This window comes from Clostridium sp. C8, assembly GCF_001010885.1.
GTDB lineage: Bacteria > Bacillota > Clostridia > Clostridiales > Clostridiaceae > Clostridium > Clostridium sartagoforme.
The window spans coordinates 1-15353 of sequence record NZ_LBMX01000008.1 but is presented as its reverse complement, the minus strand read 5'-3'; the positions used below and the strand labels follow the sequence as shown (position 1 = coordinate 15353).

General features: G+C 33.4%; 14 protein-coding genes, 1 pseudogene and 1 other annotated feature. All 15 genes and pseudogenes read right to left on the bottom strand.

Features of this window, described 5'->3' with window-relative positions; all coding sequences use genetic code 11:
• On the bottom strand, positions 1-300 hold a 300-nt coding region (locus tag AAT22_RS01270; RefSeq protein WP_046999982.1), incomplete at its 3' end, for a GTP-binding protein.
• A 188-nt stretch (positions 301-488) separates the two neighbouring features.
• The gene (fusA, locus tag AAT22_RS01265) at positions 489-2552 is read right to left on the bottom strand and encodes an elongation factor G (RefSeq protein ID WP_046999986.1); all 2064 of its coding nucleotides are present in this window, start codon (positions 2550-2552) and stop codon (positions 489-491) included.
• A 76-nt stretch (positions 2553-2628) separates the two neighbouring features.
• Positions 2629-3099, bottom strand: coding sequence for a 30S ribosomal protein S7 (gene rpsG / locus AAT22_RS01260; RefSeq protein WP_016205902.1), 471 nt, complete (start codon positions 3097-3099; stop codon positions 2629-2631).
• Positions 3100-3251: 152 nt separating this feature from the next.
• Positions 3252-3632: a 30S ribosomal protein S12 gene (gene rpsL / locus AAT22_RS01255; protein ID WP_008681201.1), complete on the bottom strand. Its 381-nt coding sequence runs from the start codon at positions 3630-3632 to the stop codon at positions 3252-3254.
• A 65-nt stretch (positions 3633-3697) separates the two neighbouring features.
• A complete protein-coding gene (locus AAT22_RS01250) occupies positions 3698-3937 on the bottom strand; it encodes a ribosomal L7Ae/L30e/S12e/Gadd45 family protein (RefSeq protein ID WP_040436427.1) in 240 nt (79 codons plus the stop codon).
• Positions 3938-4090: 153 nt separating this feature from the next.
• Positions 4091-7624, bottom strand: coding sequence for a DNA-directed RNA polymerase subunit beta' (rpoC, locus tag AAT22_RS01245; RefSeq protein WP_046999985.1), 3534 nt, complete (start codon positions 7622-7624; stop codon positions 4091-4093).
• A 21-nt stretch (positions 7625-7645) separates the two neighbouring features.
• Positions 7646-11353, bottom strand: a complete 3708-nt coding sequence (gene rpoB, locus AAT22_RS01240; protein WP_016205905.1) for a DNA-directed RNA polymerase subunit beta — start codon at positions 11351-11353, stop codon at positions 7646-7648.
• 354 nt (positions 11354-11707) lie between these two features.
• On the bottom strand, positions 11708-12073 hold the full coding sequence (rplL, locus tag AAT22_RS01235) for a 50S ribosomal protein L7/L12 (protein WP_016205906.1): 366 nt from the start codon (positions 12071-12073) through the stop codon (positions 11708-11710).
• Between the two features lie 31 nt (positions 12074-12104).
• A complete protein-coding gene (rplJ, locus tag AAT22_RS01230; protein ID WP_016205907.1) occupies positions 12105-12608 on the bottom strand; it encodes a 50S ribosomal protein L10 in 504 nt (167 codons plus the stop codon).
• Positions 12609-12645: 37 nt separating this feature from the next.
• Positions 12646-12774 (bottom strand) — a sequence feature (ribosomal protein L10 leader region).
• 42 nt (positions 12775-12816) lie between these two features.
• Positions 12817-13506 carry a 50S ribosomal protein L1 gene (gene rplA, locus AAT22_RS01225; protein ID WP_046999984.1) on the bottom strand — a complete coding sequence of 230 codons (690 nt, stop codon included), beginning with the start codon at positions 13504-13506 and terminating at the stop codon, positions 12817-12819.
• 52 nt (positions 13507-13558) lie between these two features.
• Positions 13559-13984 (bottom strand): 50S ribosomal protein L11, encoded by a 426-nt coding sequence (rplK, locus tag AAT22_RS01220; protein WP_016205909.1) that lies wholly within the window; start codon positions 13982-13984, stop codon positions 13559-13561.
• 69 nt (positions 13985-14053) lie between these two features.
• Positions 14054-14575: a transcription termination/antitermination protein NusG gene (gene nusG / locus AAT22_RS01215; RefSeq protein WP_016205910.1), complete on the bottom strand. Its 522-nt coding sequence runs from the start codon at positions 14573-14575 to the stop codon at positions 14054-14056.
• A gap of 33 nt (positions 14576-14608) precedes the next feature.
• On the bottom strand, positions 14609-14842 hold the full coding sequence (gene secE, locus AAT22_RS01210) for a preprotein translocase subunit SecE (protein WP_016205911.1): 234 nt from the start codon (positions 14840-14842) through the stop codon (positions 14609-14611).
• Positions 14843-14893: 51 nt separating this feature from the next.
• Positions 14894-15043 (bottom strand): 50S ribosomal protein L33, encoded by a 150-nt coding sequence (gene rpmG / locus AAT22_RS01205; protein ID WP_008681213.1) that lies wholly within the window; start codon positions 15041-15043, stop codon positions 14894-14896.
• 182 nt (positions 15044-15225) lie between these two features.
• Positions 15226-15353, bottom strand: a pseudogene (gene tuf, locus AAT22_RS18710) (elongation factor Tu); the annotation flags it as partial.

Genomic DNA, 15353 nt, shown 5'->3' with positions numbered 1-15353 from the left:
ATCCATTTGAGCAGCTCCTGTAATCATGTTCTTAACATAGTCAGCATGTCCTGGACAGTCAACGTGTGCATAGTGTCTGTTTTCTGTTTGGTACTCTACGTGAGCTGTGTTAATTGTGATTCCTCTTTCCTTTTCTTCTGGAGCCTTATCGATTTCATCATATTTGAATGATTCTGCTAATCCCTTGTTTGCTAAAACTGTTGTGATTGCAGCAGTTAAAGTTGTCTTACCGTGGTCAACGTGACCGATTGTTCCAATGTTTACGTGTGGTTTGCTTCTTTCGAATTTTTGCTTTGCCATTGTAAAATCCTCCTTTATGGAAATTAATTATATTAACCTTCTTAGTTATTATATCTAATTTATCTTTAATTTTCTAGGTCTATATAAATTTTCACTCTTATAATTTATAATAATAAAAATTCATATTATGTAATGCTACTCATAACTAAATTATGAGCAACATTACTAAATTTTATAACTAAAGTGAATTAATTTCTTTCACTTTTAATTTTTTCTTGAACACTCTTTGGAACTTCTTCAAAGTGATCGAATACCATTGAATAAGTACCTCTACCTTGAGTTCTTGATCTTAAAGTAGTTGCATATCCAAACATTTCTGAAAGTGGAACCATAGCTCTTATTATTTGAGCTCCGTTTATAGCTTCCATTCCTTCAATTCTTCCTCTTCTTGAGTTAAGATCTCCCATTACATCTCCCATGTATTCTTCTGGTACTGTAACTTCAACCTTTTCCATTGGCTCAAGTAAAACTGGATCTGCTTTTGCCATTGCATTCTTAAATGCCATAGAACCAGCAATTTTAAATGCCATTTCAGATGAGTCAACTTCGTGGTATGAACCGTGAACTAATTTAACCTTAAAGTTTATAGTTTCATAACCAGCTACAACCCCACTCTTAGCAGCTTCTTGAATACCATTATCTATTGCAGGAATATATTCTCTTGGAACAGCTCCTCCTACTATAGCATTTTCAAATACGTATTCTCCTTCAGTAGGTTCCATTTCGATCACACAATGACCGTATTGTCCCTTACCACCAGATTGCTTAGCATATTTAGCTTCTGCTTTAACAGCTGTTCTAATTGTTTCCTTATATGCAACTTGAGGTGCTCCAACATTACACTCAACTTTAAATTCTCTAGTTAATCTATCAACTATAATTTCTAAGTGAAGTTCTCCCATACCTGCAATAATTGTTTGACCAGTTTCTTGATCAGTATGAGTCTTGAATGTAGGATCTTCTTCAGCTAACTTAGCTAGTGCTAAGCCCATCTTTTCTTGACCAGCTTTTGTCTTTGGCTCTATAGCTACAGATATAACTGGTTCTGGGAATTCCATAGATTCTAGTATTATTGGATCATTTTCTAAACAAAGAGTATCTCCTGTTGTAGTATTCTTTAATCCTATAACAGCTCCTAATTCACCTGCTTCTAATGCTTCAACTTCTTCTCTTGAGTTAGCATGCATCTTAACAAGTCTTCCTATTCTTTCTTTTTTACCCTTTGTTGAATTTAACACATATGTTCCACTTTGCATAACACCTGAATAAATTCTTGTAAATGCAAGTTTTCCAACAAATGGATCTGTTGCTATTTTAAATGCTAAAGCTGACATTGGTGCTTCATCTGATGCTTCTCTAGTAGCTTCTTCACCTTCTAATGTTGTTCCTTTAACAGCTGGTATATCTAAAGGTGATGGTAAGAACGCAACAACTCCATCAATCATTTGTTGAACACCCTTATTTTTATATGATGATCCACAAATACATGGAACTATTTCATTAGCTATAGTAGCTTTTCTTAGTCCTACCATTATTTCTTCTTCTGTTAATTCTTCACCTTCAAGATATTTTTCCATTAATTCTTCATTAGTTTCTGCTACTGCTTCAAGTAGAGCCATTCTATATTCTTCTGCTTGATCTGCTAGATCAGCTGGAATTTCTTCTATTCTAACATCTTTTCCTAAATCATCGTAGAACATAATTGCCTTGTTAGTTATTAAGTCTACCATTCCCTTAAATTGATCTTCTGAACCAACCGGAATTTGTATTGGAACTGCGTTAGCTTTTAATCTATCTCTTACAGTGTTTATACATCTAAAGAAATCTGCTCCTGTAGCATCCATCTTATTAACATATATCATTCTTGGAACACCGTATTTATCTGCCTGTCTCCAAACAGTTTCAGTTTGTGGTTCAACCCCACTTTTTGCATCTAGAACTGTAACAGCTCCATCAAGTACTCTTAATGATCTTTCAACTTCAACTGTGAAATCTACGTGACCTGGAGTATCTATAATATTTAATTCATGACCCTTCCAAGCACATGTTGTTGCAGCAGAAGTAATTGTTATACCTCTTTCTTGTTCTTGAACCATCCAGTCCATTGTAGCTGCTCCTTCATGAACTTCTCCAATCTTGTGACTTCTTCCTGTATAAAATAATATACGCTCAGTAGTTGTAGTTTTTCCTGCATCTATATGAGCCATTATTCCAAAGTTACGGAATTTTTCTAAAGGATATTTTCTAGCCATTTGTATTTCCTCCTCTCAACGAGTAATTTTAAATTCGACAAAACTGTTTTAGCAAAAGCCAAAACAGTTTTGTATATTAGTATCTGTAATGAGCAAATGCTTTGTTTGCTTCAGCCATCTTATGAGTATCTTCTCTCTTCTTTACAGCTGCGCCAGTATTATTAGCTGCATCCATTAATTCTCCAGCTAATCTTTCAGCCATCACCTTTTCGCCTCTTTTTCTTGAAGCATCTAGAAGCCATCTTAGACCTAAAGTCTGTCTTCTTTCTGGTCTAACTTCTATTGGAACTTGGTAGTTAGCACCACCTATTCTTCTAGCTTTAACTTCTAATAAAGGCATTACATTGTTCATAGCTTCTTCAAATAATTCTAAAGCATCTTTGCCTGTTTTTTGCGCCATTATTTCAAACGCGTCGTAGCATATTTTTTGAGCTACTCCTTTTTTACCATCTTCCATTACATTGTTTATTAACTTTGTAACAACCTTTGAGTTGTACATTGGATCTGGTAATACATCTCTTTTTGCGATATGTCCTTTTCTTGGCACTTTTCTTCCCTCCTTAACATAATAAATTTAAGTTCATTGGTACTCTGCAATTATTACATTGCCGTAAAGTGCTTTACTTCTTCATCTATATAAACTTAATTTATAAATCTATGTAAATGCTGAAGACAAGCACTACTGTAGTTTACTTTAAACTACTTCTTTGCCTTCGGCTTTTTAGCACCGTACTTTGATCTTCCTTGCATTCTGTTAGCTACTCCAGCACAGTCTAGTGCTCCTCTTACGATATGGTATCTAACACCAGGAAGGTCCTTAACTCTACCACCTCTTATAAGAACAACGCTGTGCTCTTGTAAGTTGTGTCCTACACCACCAATGTATGCAGTAACTTCGAATCCATTTGTAAGTCTTACTCTTGCTATTTTTCTTAAAGCTGAGTTAGGCTTCTTAGGAGTAGTTGTTTTAACAACTGTACAAACCCCTCTTCTTTGTGGACACTCGTTAAGTGCTGGTGCTGTTGACTTGTTGATAACAGTTTTTCTGCCTTTTCTTACTAATTGGCTAATAGTTGGCATTTTTTCACCTCCTGAAATTTTTTTATCTATATATCTAATATTTAAGATAAAAGCTTATTAATGAATTAATCTAAAACTAGTACTGAAGATGCACTAACATCTATTTCACACATTTTACCTAATTCTTTCATTGTATTTATAAAAACAATTTTAACATTTTCTTTAATTGCTAATTCAATTAAATCTTTTGTTAAGTTTTTGTCTGCATCCTTAGCTACATATAAAACATAACCATTTCCATTTTTAATGGTCTTAGTACATTGCTTTATACCAATTACTTTATTACCTACAATTCTATCTATCATGAAATCACTCCCTATATAAAAGTTCATAGAGGCGCAGCTCATGACTTTGCCTCCATGAATTCATGTAGACAATTATATTGTAGTGTAGCTTTAAAATCACACAATTCGTATTTTATCATTTAAGCATACACATGTCAATAAAATTGCATTGTATTATTCAATTGATTCTATTGCTTCATTTTCAACTAAAACATCGTCAACATCTAGCTTCACGTTTCTATATTTCATCATTCCTGTACCTGCTGGTATTAACTTACCAATAATTACATTTTCCTTCAACCCAACTAAAGGATCTATCTTTCCTTTAATTGCCGCTTCTGTAAGAACTCTTGTGGTTTCTTGGAATGATGCTGCTGATAGGAAACTATCTGTTGCTAAAGCAGCTTTGGTAATACCTAACAACGCTTGCTCTCCTTTAGCTTCTTCTCCACCAAATTCTCTCACTCTTGCATTTTCTTCTGCAAAATCAAACATATCTATCATAGTTCCTGGTAATAGATCAGTATCTCCTGAATCCAATACCTTAATCTTTCTAGTCATTTGTCTAACTACAACTTCTAAATGTTTATCATTTATATCAACACCTTGAAGTCTATAAACTTTTTGAACTTCAGATAATAGATATTTTCTAGCTCCATCAATACCTTTAATTGCTGCTATATCATGAGGATTTACTGAACCTTCAGTGATTTCATCTCCTGCTTCAATAAACTCATCATTTGATACCTTTAATCTTGAACCAAATGGTATTTCATAGCTACGTTCTTCTCCATCGTTTGACACTACAAACACAGTTCTCTTCTTTTTAGTTTCTTCAATTCTAACTGTACCTGTTATTTCACTTACTATAGCTAAACCTTTAGGTTTTCTAGCTTCAAATAACTCTTCAACTCTAGGAAGACCTTGTGTAATATCGGCTCCAACAACTCCCCCTGTATGGAATGTTCTCATTGTAAGTTGAGTTCCTGGTTCTCCAATTGATTGTGCTGCTATAATACCAACAGCTTCACCTATATTTATCTTTTGAGCTGTTGCCATGTTCATTCCATAGCATTTAGAACATACTCCTACCTTACACTTACATGTAAATACAGATCTAATTTTAACTTTCTTAACTCCTGAAGCTGCAACTTTTTCTGCAACATCTAGTTCCATATATTGATCAGCTTCTACCATAACCTCTCCTGTTGTTGGATTAATTATAGGCTCTGCTGTGTATCTACCATAAAGTCTTTCAGCTAATCCTTCGATAGCTTCATTTCCTTCTTTTATTTCTGAAACATATATACCTTCTGTTGTTCCACAATCAATTTCTCTTACAATAACGTCTTGTGATACGTCAACAAGTCTTCTTGTTAAATATCCAGAGTCTGCAGTTTTAAGAGCTGTATCTGCATTACCTTTTCTAGCTCCATGAGTAGATATGAAATATTCTAAAACTTCAAGTCCTTCTCTAAATGATGCTCTAATAGGTAATTCTATAATCTTACCAGTTGGACTCGCCATAAGCCCTCTCATACCAGCTAATTGCTTAATTTGAGATTTAGATCCTCTGGCTCCTGAGTCTGCCATCATGAATATTGGATTGAATTTATCCAAACTTTCCATAAGTGCATCGGCAACATCTTCTGTTGTTTTAGTCCATTTCTCAATAACTCTTTCATATCTTTCTTCTTCTGATATGAATCCTCTTTTATACATCTTCTCTATCTTATCAACTGTTTCATCAGCTTCTTTAAGTAATACATACTTTGCATCTGGTACTATCATATCAGATGCAGCTACTGTTATAGCTCCTATTGATGAATAATGATAACCTAAAGCTTTGATCTTATCAAGCATTATTGATGTGTTAGTTGGACCATGTACTGTATAACATCTATCTATAATTTTTCCTAAAGACTTTTTAGTTATTAAGAAATCTACTTCTAAATTAAATTCTTCTTCTTTTAAATCTCTATTTACAAATCCTAAATTTTGAGGAATTGACTCATTAAAGATTATTTTCCCAACTGTAGTCTTTATTATACCTGACTTCTTTTCTCCAGCTATTTCTTTAAACATTCTTACTTGTATTGCTGCATGAATATCTATTTCTCCTACTTCATAAGCCATAATAGCTTCATCTTTCGAAGAGAATACTTTTCCTTCACCTTTAGCACCATCTTTATCCATAGTTAGATAATATGATCCTAGTACCATATCTTGTGTAGGTACGCAAACTGGCTTACCGTCTGAAGGTTTCATAATATTTCCTGCTGCAAGCATTAAGAATCTTGCTTCAGCTTGTGCTTCAACTGATAATGGAACGTGAACAGCCATTTGGTCTCCATCGAAGTCAGCATTATATGCTGTACATACAAGTGGATGTAGTTTTATTGCTCTACCTTCTACTAAAATTGGTTGGAACGCTTGAATTCCAAGTCTATGTAGAGTAGGGGCACGGTTTAATAAAACTGGATGATCAGTAATAACTTCTTCAAGTACATCCCATACTTGATTATTTACTCTTTCAACCATTCTTTTCGCACTCTTTATATTATGTGCTACTCCATCTTCAACTAATTTCTTCATTACAAATGGTTTAAATAATTCTAAAGCCATTTCTTTTGGAAGTCCACATTGGTACATTTTTAACTCTGGGCCAACAACTATAACTGATCTACCAGAGTAGTCAACTCTCTTACCAAGTAAGTTTTGTCTAAATCTACCTTGCTTACCTTTTAACATATCTGATAATGATTTAAGTGGTCTGTTTCCAGGTCCTGTTACAGGTCTACCTCTTCTACCATTATCTATAAGTGCATCCACCGCTTCTTGAAGCATTCTTTTTTCATTTCTAACAATGATATCCGGAGCACCTAAGTCTAATAATTTCTTTAATCTGTTATTTCTGTTAATAACTCTTCTGTATAGATCATTTAAATCTGAAGTTGCAAATCTTCCACCATCTAATTGAACCATCGGTCTTAAATCCGGAGGAATAACAGGAATGACATTTATAACCATCCATCTTGGATCATTTCCTGATTTTCTAAAAGATTCAACCACTTCTAATCTTCTTATTATTCTAACTCTTTTTTGACCAGTACTTGTTTTTAATTCTTCTTTAAGATCTCTTGATTGACCTTCTAAGTCAATTTCTTTAAGTAATCCTTGAACAGCTTCTGCTCCCATTCCAGCTACAAAGCTTTCTTCACCATACTTATCAACAGCTTCTCTATATTCTTTTTCATTTAACAACTGTTTCTTTAATAGCGTTGTTTCTTTAGGATCTATTACTACATATGAAGCAAAATATAGTATTTTTTCTAAAGCTCTTGGTGACATGTCTAAAAGTAATCCCATTCTTGATGGAATACCCTTAAAGTACCAAATGTGAGAAACTGGGGCAGCAAGTTCAATATGCCCCATTCTTTCTCTTCTTACCTTTGCCTTAGTTACTTCAACTCCACATCTGTCACAAACTATGCCCTTATATCTAACTCTTTTATATTTACCACAATGGCATTCCCAGTCTTTTATAGGTCCAAATATTCTTTCACAAAATAGACCGTCTCTTTCTGGTTTTAATGTTCTATAATTTATAGTTTCTGGTTTTTTAACTTCTCCTCTTGACCATTCTCTTATTTGATCAGGTGAAGCTAAACCTATTTGTATAGCATCAAAATTATTCAATTCAAACAAGGGTATATCCTCCCTTCAAATTTAGTGTTCATCATTTACAAAATCATCAAGTTCTAGATCTTCTTCATGGAATCCGTCTAATGAAAAGTTATCAAACTCAACCTCTTCTTCAACTTCTTCCTCTGATATTGTATAACTATCATCTACATTTACATCATCAGAAATAACATCTTCTGTTCCTTCAATGTTAACTTCTAAATCTTCCATATCTTCTTCTGCAAACTCTTTAAGCTTAACTTCTTGATTCTCATCATTTAATACTTTTACATCTAAACATAAAGCTTGAAGTTCTTTAATTAGAACCTTAAATGATTCTGGAACTCCAGGTTCCGGTATGTTTTCACCTTTAACAATAGCCTCATAAGTTTTAACTCTACCTACAACATCATCTGATTTAACAGTTAATATTTCTTGTAGTGTATGAGCTGCTCCATATGCTTCTAAAGCCCAAACTTCCATTTCTCCAAATCTTTGGCCACCAAATTGTGCTTTACCACCAAGAGGTTGTTGAGTTACTAGTGAATATGGTCCTGTAGATCTAGCATGTATCTTATCATCAACTAAGTGAGCTAGTTTTAATATATACATTATACCAACAGTTACTTCATTATCAAAAGCTTCTCCTGTTCTACCATCATATAAAACAGTTTTACCATTTGCGTTATATCCTGCTTTTGCTAAGCATTCTTCTATATCTTTTTCTGTAGCTCCATCAAATACAGGAGTAGCTATGTGCCATCCTAATTGACTTGCTGCCCATCCTAAGTGAACTTCTAATACCTGACCTATATTCATACGTGATGGAACCCCTAATGGATTTAAACATATTTGTAGTGGTCTACCATCTGGTAAGAATGGCATATCTTCTTCTGGTAACACTCTTGAGATAACCCCTTTGTTACCATGACGTCCTGCCATCTTATCCCCAACAGATATTTTTCTTTTTTGAGCTATATAGCATCTAACTAGTTCATTTACTCCTGGATTTAATTCGTCTCCGTTTTCTCTAGTAAATACTTTAACATCGACTATAATTCCAGCCTCTCCATGAGGAACTCTTAGTGAAGTATCTCTTACTTCTCTAGCCTTTTCTCCAAATATAGCTCTTAATAATCTTTCTTCTGCAGTTAATTCAGTTTCTCCCTTTGGTGTTACTTTTCCAACAAGAATGTCTCCTGATCTAACTTCAGCACCAATTCTTATAATTCCTCTATCATCTATATCTTTTAATGCATCTTCGCTTACATTAGGAATATCTCTAGTTATTTCTTCTGGTCCTAATTTTGTATCTCTAGCTTCACATTCATATTCTTCTATATGGATTGAAGTAAATACATCTTCTCTAACTAACTCCTCTGAAATAAGCATAGCATCTTCATAGTTATAACCTTCCCAAGTTATGAATCCCATTCTGATGTTTTTACCTAATGCTATTTCTCCTAAATCAGTTGATGGTCCATCAGCTAAAACTTGATTTTTAAACACTATTTCACCTTTATCTACTAAAGGTCTTTGGTTTATACATGTACCTTGGTTACTTCTTTTAAACTTAAGAAGTTTATAAGTATCTACTCCACCATCTACATCTCTCTTAATTCTTATTTCACTAGAACTTACGTAAACTACCTTACCCGCATTTCTAGCCTTTGGAAGAACCCCAGAGTCTACAGCTGCTTTAAATTCTATTCCAGTACCAACTACTGGAGCTTGAGGTTTTAATAATGGAACAGCTTGACGTTGCATGTTTGATCCCATAAGTGCTCTTGAGGCATCATCATTTTCAAGGAAAGGTATCATAGCTGTTGCCACTGATACTATTTGTCTTGGTGATACATCAATTAAATCAACTTCTTCTGCATTTACAACTAGAATTTCATTTAAGATTCTAACAGTTACTCTACTATCAACAAACTTTCTATCTTCTCCGATAGGTTCTTTAGCTTGTGCTACTAGATATTGATCTTCTTCATCTGCTGTAAAATATCTAATTTCATCTGTTACTATACCTTTTTCTTTATCAACAACTCTATATGGAGTTTCTATAAATCCATATTCATTAACCTTAGCATATGTTGCTAACGAGTTTATAAGCCCTATATTTGGTCCTTCTGGAGTTTCTATAGGACACATTCTACCATAGTGTGAATGGTGAACGTCTCTAACTTCAAAACCAGCTCTTTCTCTTGAAAGACCTCCTGGTCCTAAAGCAGATAATCTTCTCTTATGAGTTAATTCTGATAAAGGATTTGTTTGATCCATGAATTGTGATAATTGAGAACTACCGAAGAATTCTTTAATTGCAGCTGCAACAGGTCTTATGTTAATTAACATTTGAGGTGTTATAGCTTCTTGGTCTTGAATAGTCATTCTTTCTTTAACTACTCTTTCCATTCTTGATAAACCGATTCTAAATTGATTTTGTAACAATTCACCCACAGACCTTAATCTTCTATTTCCTAAATGATCTATATCATCAACATAACCTATAGTATATGGTAATCCTAATTCATAGCTTATTGTTGCAAATATATCATCTTTTATTATATGTTTAGGAATAAGTCTATTTAAGTTTTTCTTAATTTCTTCTTTTATAGTCTCTTCATCATCATAATTGTCTAATATTTCTTTTAGTGTTGGATAGTGAACAAATTCTCTGATATTTAAATCTTCTATATCAAATGATATAAATTTTTTAATGTCAACAAAATGGTTACCAATTACTCTAACCACTCTATCTTCAACTAATATATCAACTGAGTTAATACCAACATTTTGAATTTCTTCTGCTAACGATCTACTAATTTTTTTACCTTGCTCTATCATAATTTCTCCTGTTTGAGGATTAACTATGTCAGTAGCAGCTATTTGATTGATTAATCTTAAATTTAATGCTAATTTTTTGTTAAACTTATATCTACCAACTCTTGATAAATCATATCTTTTAGCATCAAAAAATAGTGAATCTATAAGAGATATAGCACTATCAACCGTTGGTGGTTCACCTGGTCTTAATCTTTTATATATCTCTAGTAAAGCTTCTTCTTTAGTTTTAGTATTATCTTTTTCTATTGTAGCTTTAAATCTTTCGTCTTCTCCAAAATAGTCTAAAAGCTCTTGATCACTTCCGAATCCCATAGCTCTTGCTAAAATCGATATTGGAAGTTTTCTTGTTTTATCTATTCTTACATAGATAATATCATTAGAGTCAGTCTCATACTCTAACCATGCTCCCCTATTTGGAATAACTGTTGATGAATATAACTTTTTACCAGTTTTATCAACATTAAAATTGTAATAAACACCTGGCGACCTTACTAATTGACTTACAATAACTCTTTCAGCACCATTTATGATGAAAGTACCTTGTTCAGTCATTAACGGGAAGTCACCCATAAATACTTCTTGTTCTTTAATTTCTCCAGTTTCATTATTTTGTAATCTTACAGAAACTTTTAGTGGTGCAGCATAAGTTGAATCTCTCTCTTTACACTCCTCCACTGAATACTTAATATTATCCATATCAAGCTTGTAATCAACAAACTCAAGAACAAGATTTCCAGTAAAGTTTGTGATTGGATTAATGTCTTCAAAAACTTCATGAAGACCTTCATCTAAAAACCACTGATATGAATCTAATTGTACCTCAATAAGATTTGGCATTTCAGTTACATCTTTAACTTTACCAAAACTCATTCTAGTTCTTTTTCCGACTTGGACAGGATGTACCATGAATTTTCACCCCTTGTATAAAACTAAAATAACCAAAAGCACACTTTCCCTAAGGACTTATGCTTTCGGACAGCATCACTTATTAGTATAACCATCTTTTGTTCGATTATACATTTTTTTCATATGAGTATATACCTACCCATATTGAATAGTACATTTAATGATACTATCATAATATTCTTTTAATGTCAATTATTTTATTACATAACTTATGTTAATCTATGCATTTACCATTTTTCAAGTGTTTTTTATATAAAACTATATAAAGTATCCCAGGACTTTGATATTTTATATAGTTTCATTTAGGCAATTAAAAAGGTGCCTTTAACAGCACCTTTTCAATTTAAAAGTTAATTACTTAACTTCTACTTCAGCTCCAACTTCAGCTAATTTAGCTTTCATATCTTCTGCTTCTTCCTTTGATACGCCTTCTTTTAATGTCTTAGGAGCTCCATCAACTATTTCCTTAGCTTCTTTTAATCCTAATCCAGTTAATTCTCTAACTACTTTGATAACTTTGATTTTTTGTGATCCAGCGCTAGCTAGAACTACATCAAACTCAGTCTTTTCTTCTGCAGCTGCAGCACCTGCAACAGCTCCTGCTACTGCTACTGGAGCAGCGGCACTTACACCAAATTCTTCTTCACAAGCTTTAACTAGCTCGTTTAATTCTAAAACAGTCATTTCTTTTATAGCTTGAATTATATCTTCTCTTGTCATTTTAATTGCACCTCCAAATTTTTATCAGTTATTATTCAGCTGATTCTGATTCTTTTTTTTCTTTAATTGCATTTAATAAATATGCAACATTTGATAATGGAGCCTTGAAGCTTCCAAGAAGTTTTGCGATAAGAACTTCTTTTGATGGTATTGTAGCAATTTGTTCTATTTCAGCTTTATTATATAAAGTTCCTTCTACCATACCAGCTTTTAATTCTAATTTCTTGTGATCTTTAGCAAATGTGTGTAACACTCTTGCTGGAGCAGTAGCATCTTCATATCCAAATGCTATAGAAACTGGTCCTTCTAAATATGCATCAAGACCTTCTACTCCTAATTCTTTAGCAGCTAATGCTACAAGGTTATTTTTATAAACCTTATATTCAACACCAGCTTCTCTTAAAGTTTTTCTTAAAGTTGTATCTTCTTCAACTGTTAAACCTTGATAGTCTGCTAAAACGATAGATTGAGACTTTTCTAATTTTTCTTTAATCTCAGCAACTTTAGCTTCTTTAATTTGTCTATTCTTGTTCATTACTGTGTGTCCACCTCCTCACAGTTTTTAACTGCAAATTTATATTAAGAAAGGCCTTCCCATAGACATAGGAAGACCAAATAATTACTTACCTTGGTGTTCCTCGGTAGGCAATTATTTTAAACCTTTCGGCACCTACTGTCTTTGGAATCAGTATTTTCTTTAACAACATGTAACATTGTATTACATATTTTTTTGTATGTCAATACTAATCTAAAACTTTTGTTGGGTTAACCTTTGCTCCAGGACCCATAGTGCTTGAAACAGATACTGATTTAACGTATTGTCCCTTAGCAGCTGCTGGCTTAGCTTTTACTAAAGCATCCATTAAAGCATGGAAGTTTTCTTGTAGTTTTTCTACTCCAAATGATTTCTTTCCAATTGGGCAGTGAACTATAGCAGTTTTATCTACTCTATATTCAACTTTACCAGCTTTTATTTCAGCAATTGCTTTTGCAACATCAAATGTAACTGTTCCTGATTTTGGGTTTGGCATTAATCCTTTAGGTCCTAAAACTCTACCAATTCTACCAACAACACCCATCATATCTGGTGTAGCTACTACTACATCATATTCAAACCAGTTTTCGCTTTGAATCTTTTGAACTAATTCTTCTGCTCCTACGAAGTCTGCTCCAGCTTCTTGAGCTTCTTTAGCCTTATCTCCCTTTGCGAACACTAAAACTCTTACAGTTCTACCTGTTCCATTTGGAAGAACAACAGCTCCTCTTACTTGTTGATCTGCATGTCTTGGGTCAACCCCTAATCTAACATGTAACTCTATAGTTTCATCAAATTTTGCTTTAGCAGTTTTTATTGCTAAATCTAAAGCTTCTACTGGAGTGTATAACGCACTCTTATCAATTAATTTTGCACTTTCAATATAATTCTTTCCCATAATTTGCCTCCTTTGTGGTATTAGCGGTTTTTACCTCCCACTTTATTACGAATTACTCTTCAATAGTTACTCCCATACTTCTTGCAGTACCTTCGATCATGCTCATAGCAGTTTCGATAGTAGCCGCATTTAAGTCAGGCATCTTTAATTCAGCAATCTTTCTTACTTGTTCTTTTGTTAATTTTCCAACCTTAGTTCTGTTTGGAACTCCTGAACCACTTTCGATTCCTAATTCCTTCTTTATAAGAACTGCTGCCGGTGGAGTTTTTAGTATAAAACTAAAAGATCTATCTTGGTAAACTGTTATAACAACTGGTATTATTAATCCAGCTTGATTAGCAGTTTTTGCATTGAACTCCTTACAGAATCCCATAATGTTAACACCGTGTTGACCTAATGCTGGTCCTACTGGTGGTGCTGGTGTTGCCTTACCTGCAGGAAGTTGAAGTTTAATCATTCCTGTTACTTTCTTAGCCATGTATTATTCCTCCTATACTGTGGTAATACGGACCTTAGTCCTCCCACTTTATTAAAACATTAGCTTATATTAAACTAATTTTTCAACTTGTGTAAATTCTAATTCGGCTAGAGTTTCTCTGCCAAACATATCAATTAATGCTTTTATTTTGCGTTTCTCTAAGTTTATCTCTTGAATTATTGCTATAAACTCTCTTAATGGTCCAGAGATAACTCTTACGCTTTCCCCTACTTCTAAATCAATTTCTACAGGACTTTCTTGAACTCCCATAGATTCAACCTCTTCATCAGTAAGTGGAACTGGTTTAGAAGCTGGGCCAACAAAACCTGTTACACCCCTAGTATTTCTAACCACATACCATGACTCATCTGTCATTAGCATTTTTACTAACACATATCCAGGGAACTTTTTCTTAAGAGAAATCTTTTGTTTCCCATCTTTTTCTTCTACAACTTCTTCCATAGGCACTTGGATGTCTTGAAGTAAGTTTTGAAGATTTCTATTTTCAATGGTTTTTTCAAGATTTGCTTTAACCTTGTTTTCGTAGCCTGAGTATGTGTGTACAACATACCATCTTGCTCTTTCGCTCATATTTTCTTATAGGCGACTAACACCTAAACCTCCTTACTTAAATTTTAAAATGAATTCAAAGAGGTTTTGAAAAATATAATCTAACCCGCCTACTAATATTATATATATTAGTACGACTACGCCAACTGCAATTAACGCTTTTTTAGTGTCATTTTTAGAAGGCCAAGTTATTCTTTTAACTTCTGCCTTAACCTCTCTAAAAAACTTTAATATGCCACCTCTGTTAGGTGAACTTTTAGTTAAATTTACATTTTCCTTAACAGCCATTACTTCACATCCTTAATCTTTGTGAGTATATGTCATCACTATATCAGCTAATTACTTAGTTTCTTTATGAAGTGTATGTTTTTTACAGAACTTGCAGTATTTATGCATTTCTAATCTGTCTGGGTTGTTTTTCTTATTTTTCATTGAATTGTAATTTCTTTGCTTACACTCTGTGCATGCTAAAGTTATCTTTACTCTCACAGTCTGCACCTCCAGTTTACCGTAAATAATATAAAACCTTATTACTTATGTTAATTAATTCGTTAATTACCTAAACACATTATCATAAAACATGTATTATGTCAATATATAAGCCTTTGTAAAGGACTAGGTAATGAAACCCAGTCCTATATATATTAATAATATATATTACTTAGTATATATTATTCTATTATACTAGTAACAACTCCAGAACCTACAGTTCTTCCGCCTTCTCTGATAGCGAATCTTAATCCTTCATCCATTGCTACTTGAGTGATTAATTCAACGTTCATGTCAATGTGGTCTCCTG

Excerpts from the sequence above, each read along its gene's own strand:
- secE (WP_016205911.1), bottom strand. The coding sequence starts at position 14,842 with ATGGCTGTTAAGGAAAATGTAAATTTAACTAAAAGTTCACCTAACAGA.
- rplA (WP_046999984.1), bottom strand. The coding sequence starts at position 13,506 with ATGGGAAAGAATTATATTGAAAGTGCAAAATTAATTGATAAGAGTGCG.
- AAT22_RS01250 (WP_040436427.1), bottom strand. The coding sequence starts at position 3,937 with ATGATAGATAGAATTGTAGGTAATAAAGTAATTGGTATAAAGCAATGT.
- rpsL (WP_008681201.1), bottom strand. The coding sequence starts at position 3,632 with ATGCCAACTATTAGCCAATTAGTAAGAAAAGGCAGAAAAACTGTTATC.
- rpoB (WP_016205905.1), bottom strand. The coding sequence starts at position 11,353 with ATGGTACATCCTGTCCAAGTCGGAAAAAGAACTAGAATGAGTTTTGGT.
- fusA (WP_046999986.1), bottom strand. The coding sequence starts at position 2,552 with ATGGCTAGAAAATATCCTTTAGAAAAATTCCGTAACTTTGGAATAATG.
- nusG (WP_016205910.1), bottom strand. The coding sequence starts at position 14,575 with ATGAGCGAAAGAGCAAGATGGTATGTTGTACACACATACTCAGGCTAC.
- rplK (WP_016205909.1), bottom strand. The coding sequence starts at position 13,984 with ATGGCTAAGAAAGTAACAGGAATGATTAAACTTCAACTTCCTGCAGGT.
- rplJ (WP_016205907.1), bottom strand. The coding sequence starts at position 12,608 with ATGAACAAGAATAGACAAATTAAAGAAGCTAAAGTTGCTGAGATTAAA.
- rplL (WP_016205906.1), bottom strand. The coding sequence starts at position 12,073 with ATGACAAGAGAAGATATAATTCAAGCTATAAAAGAAATGACTGTTTTA.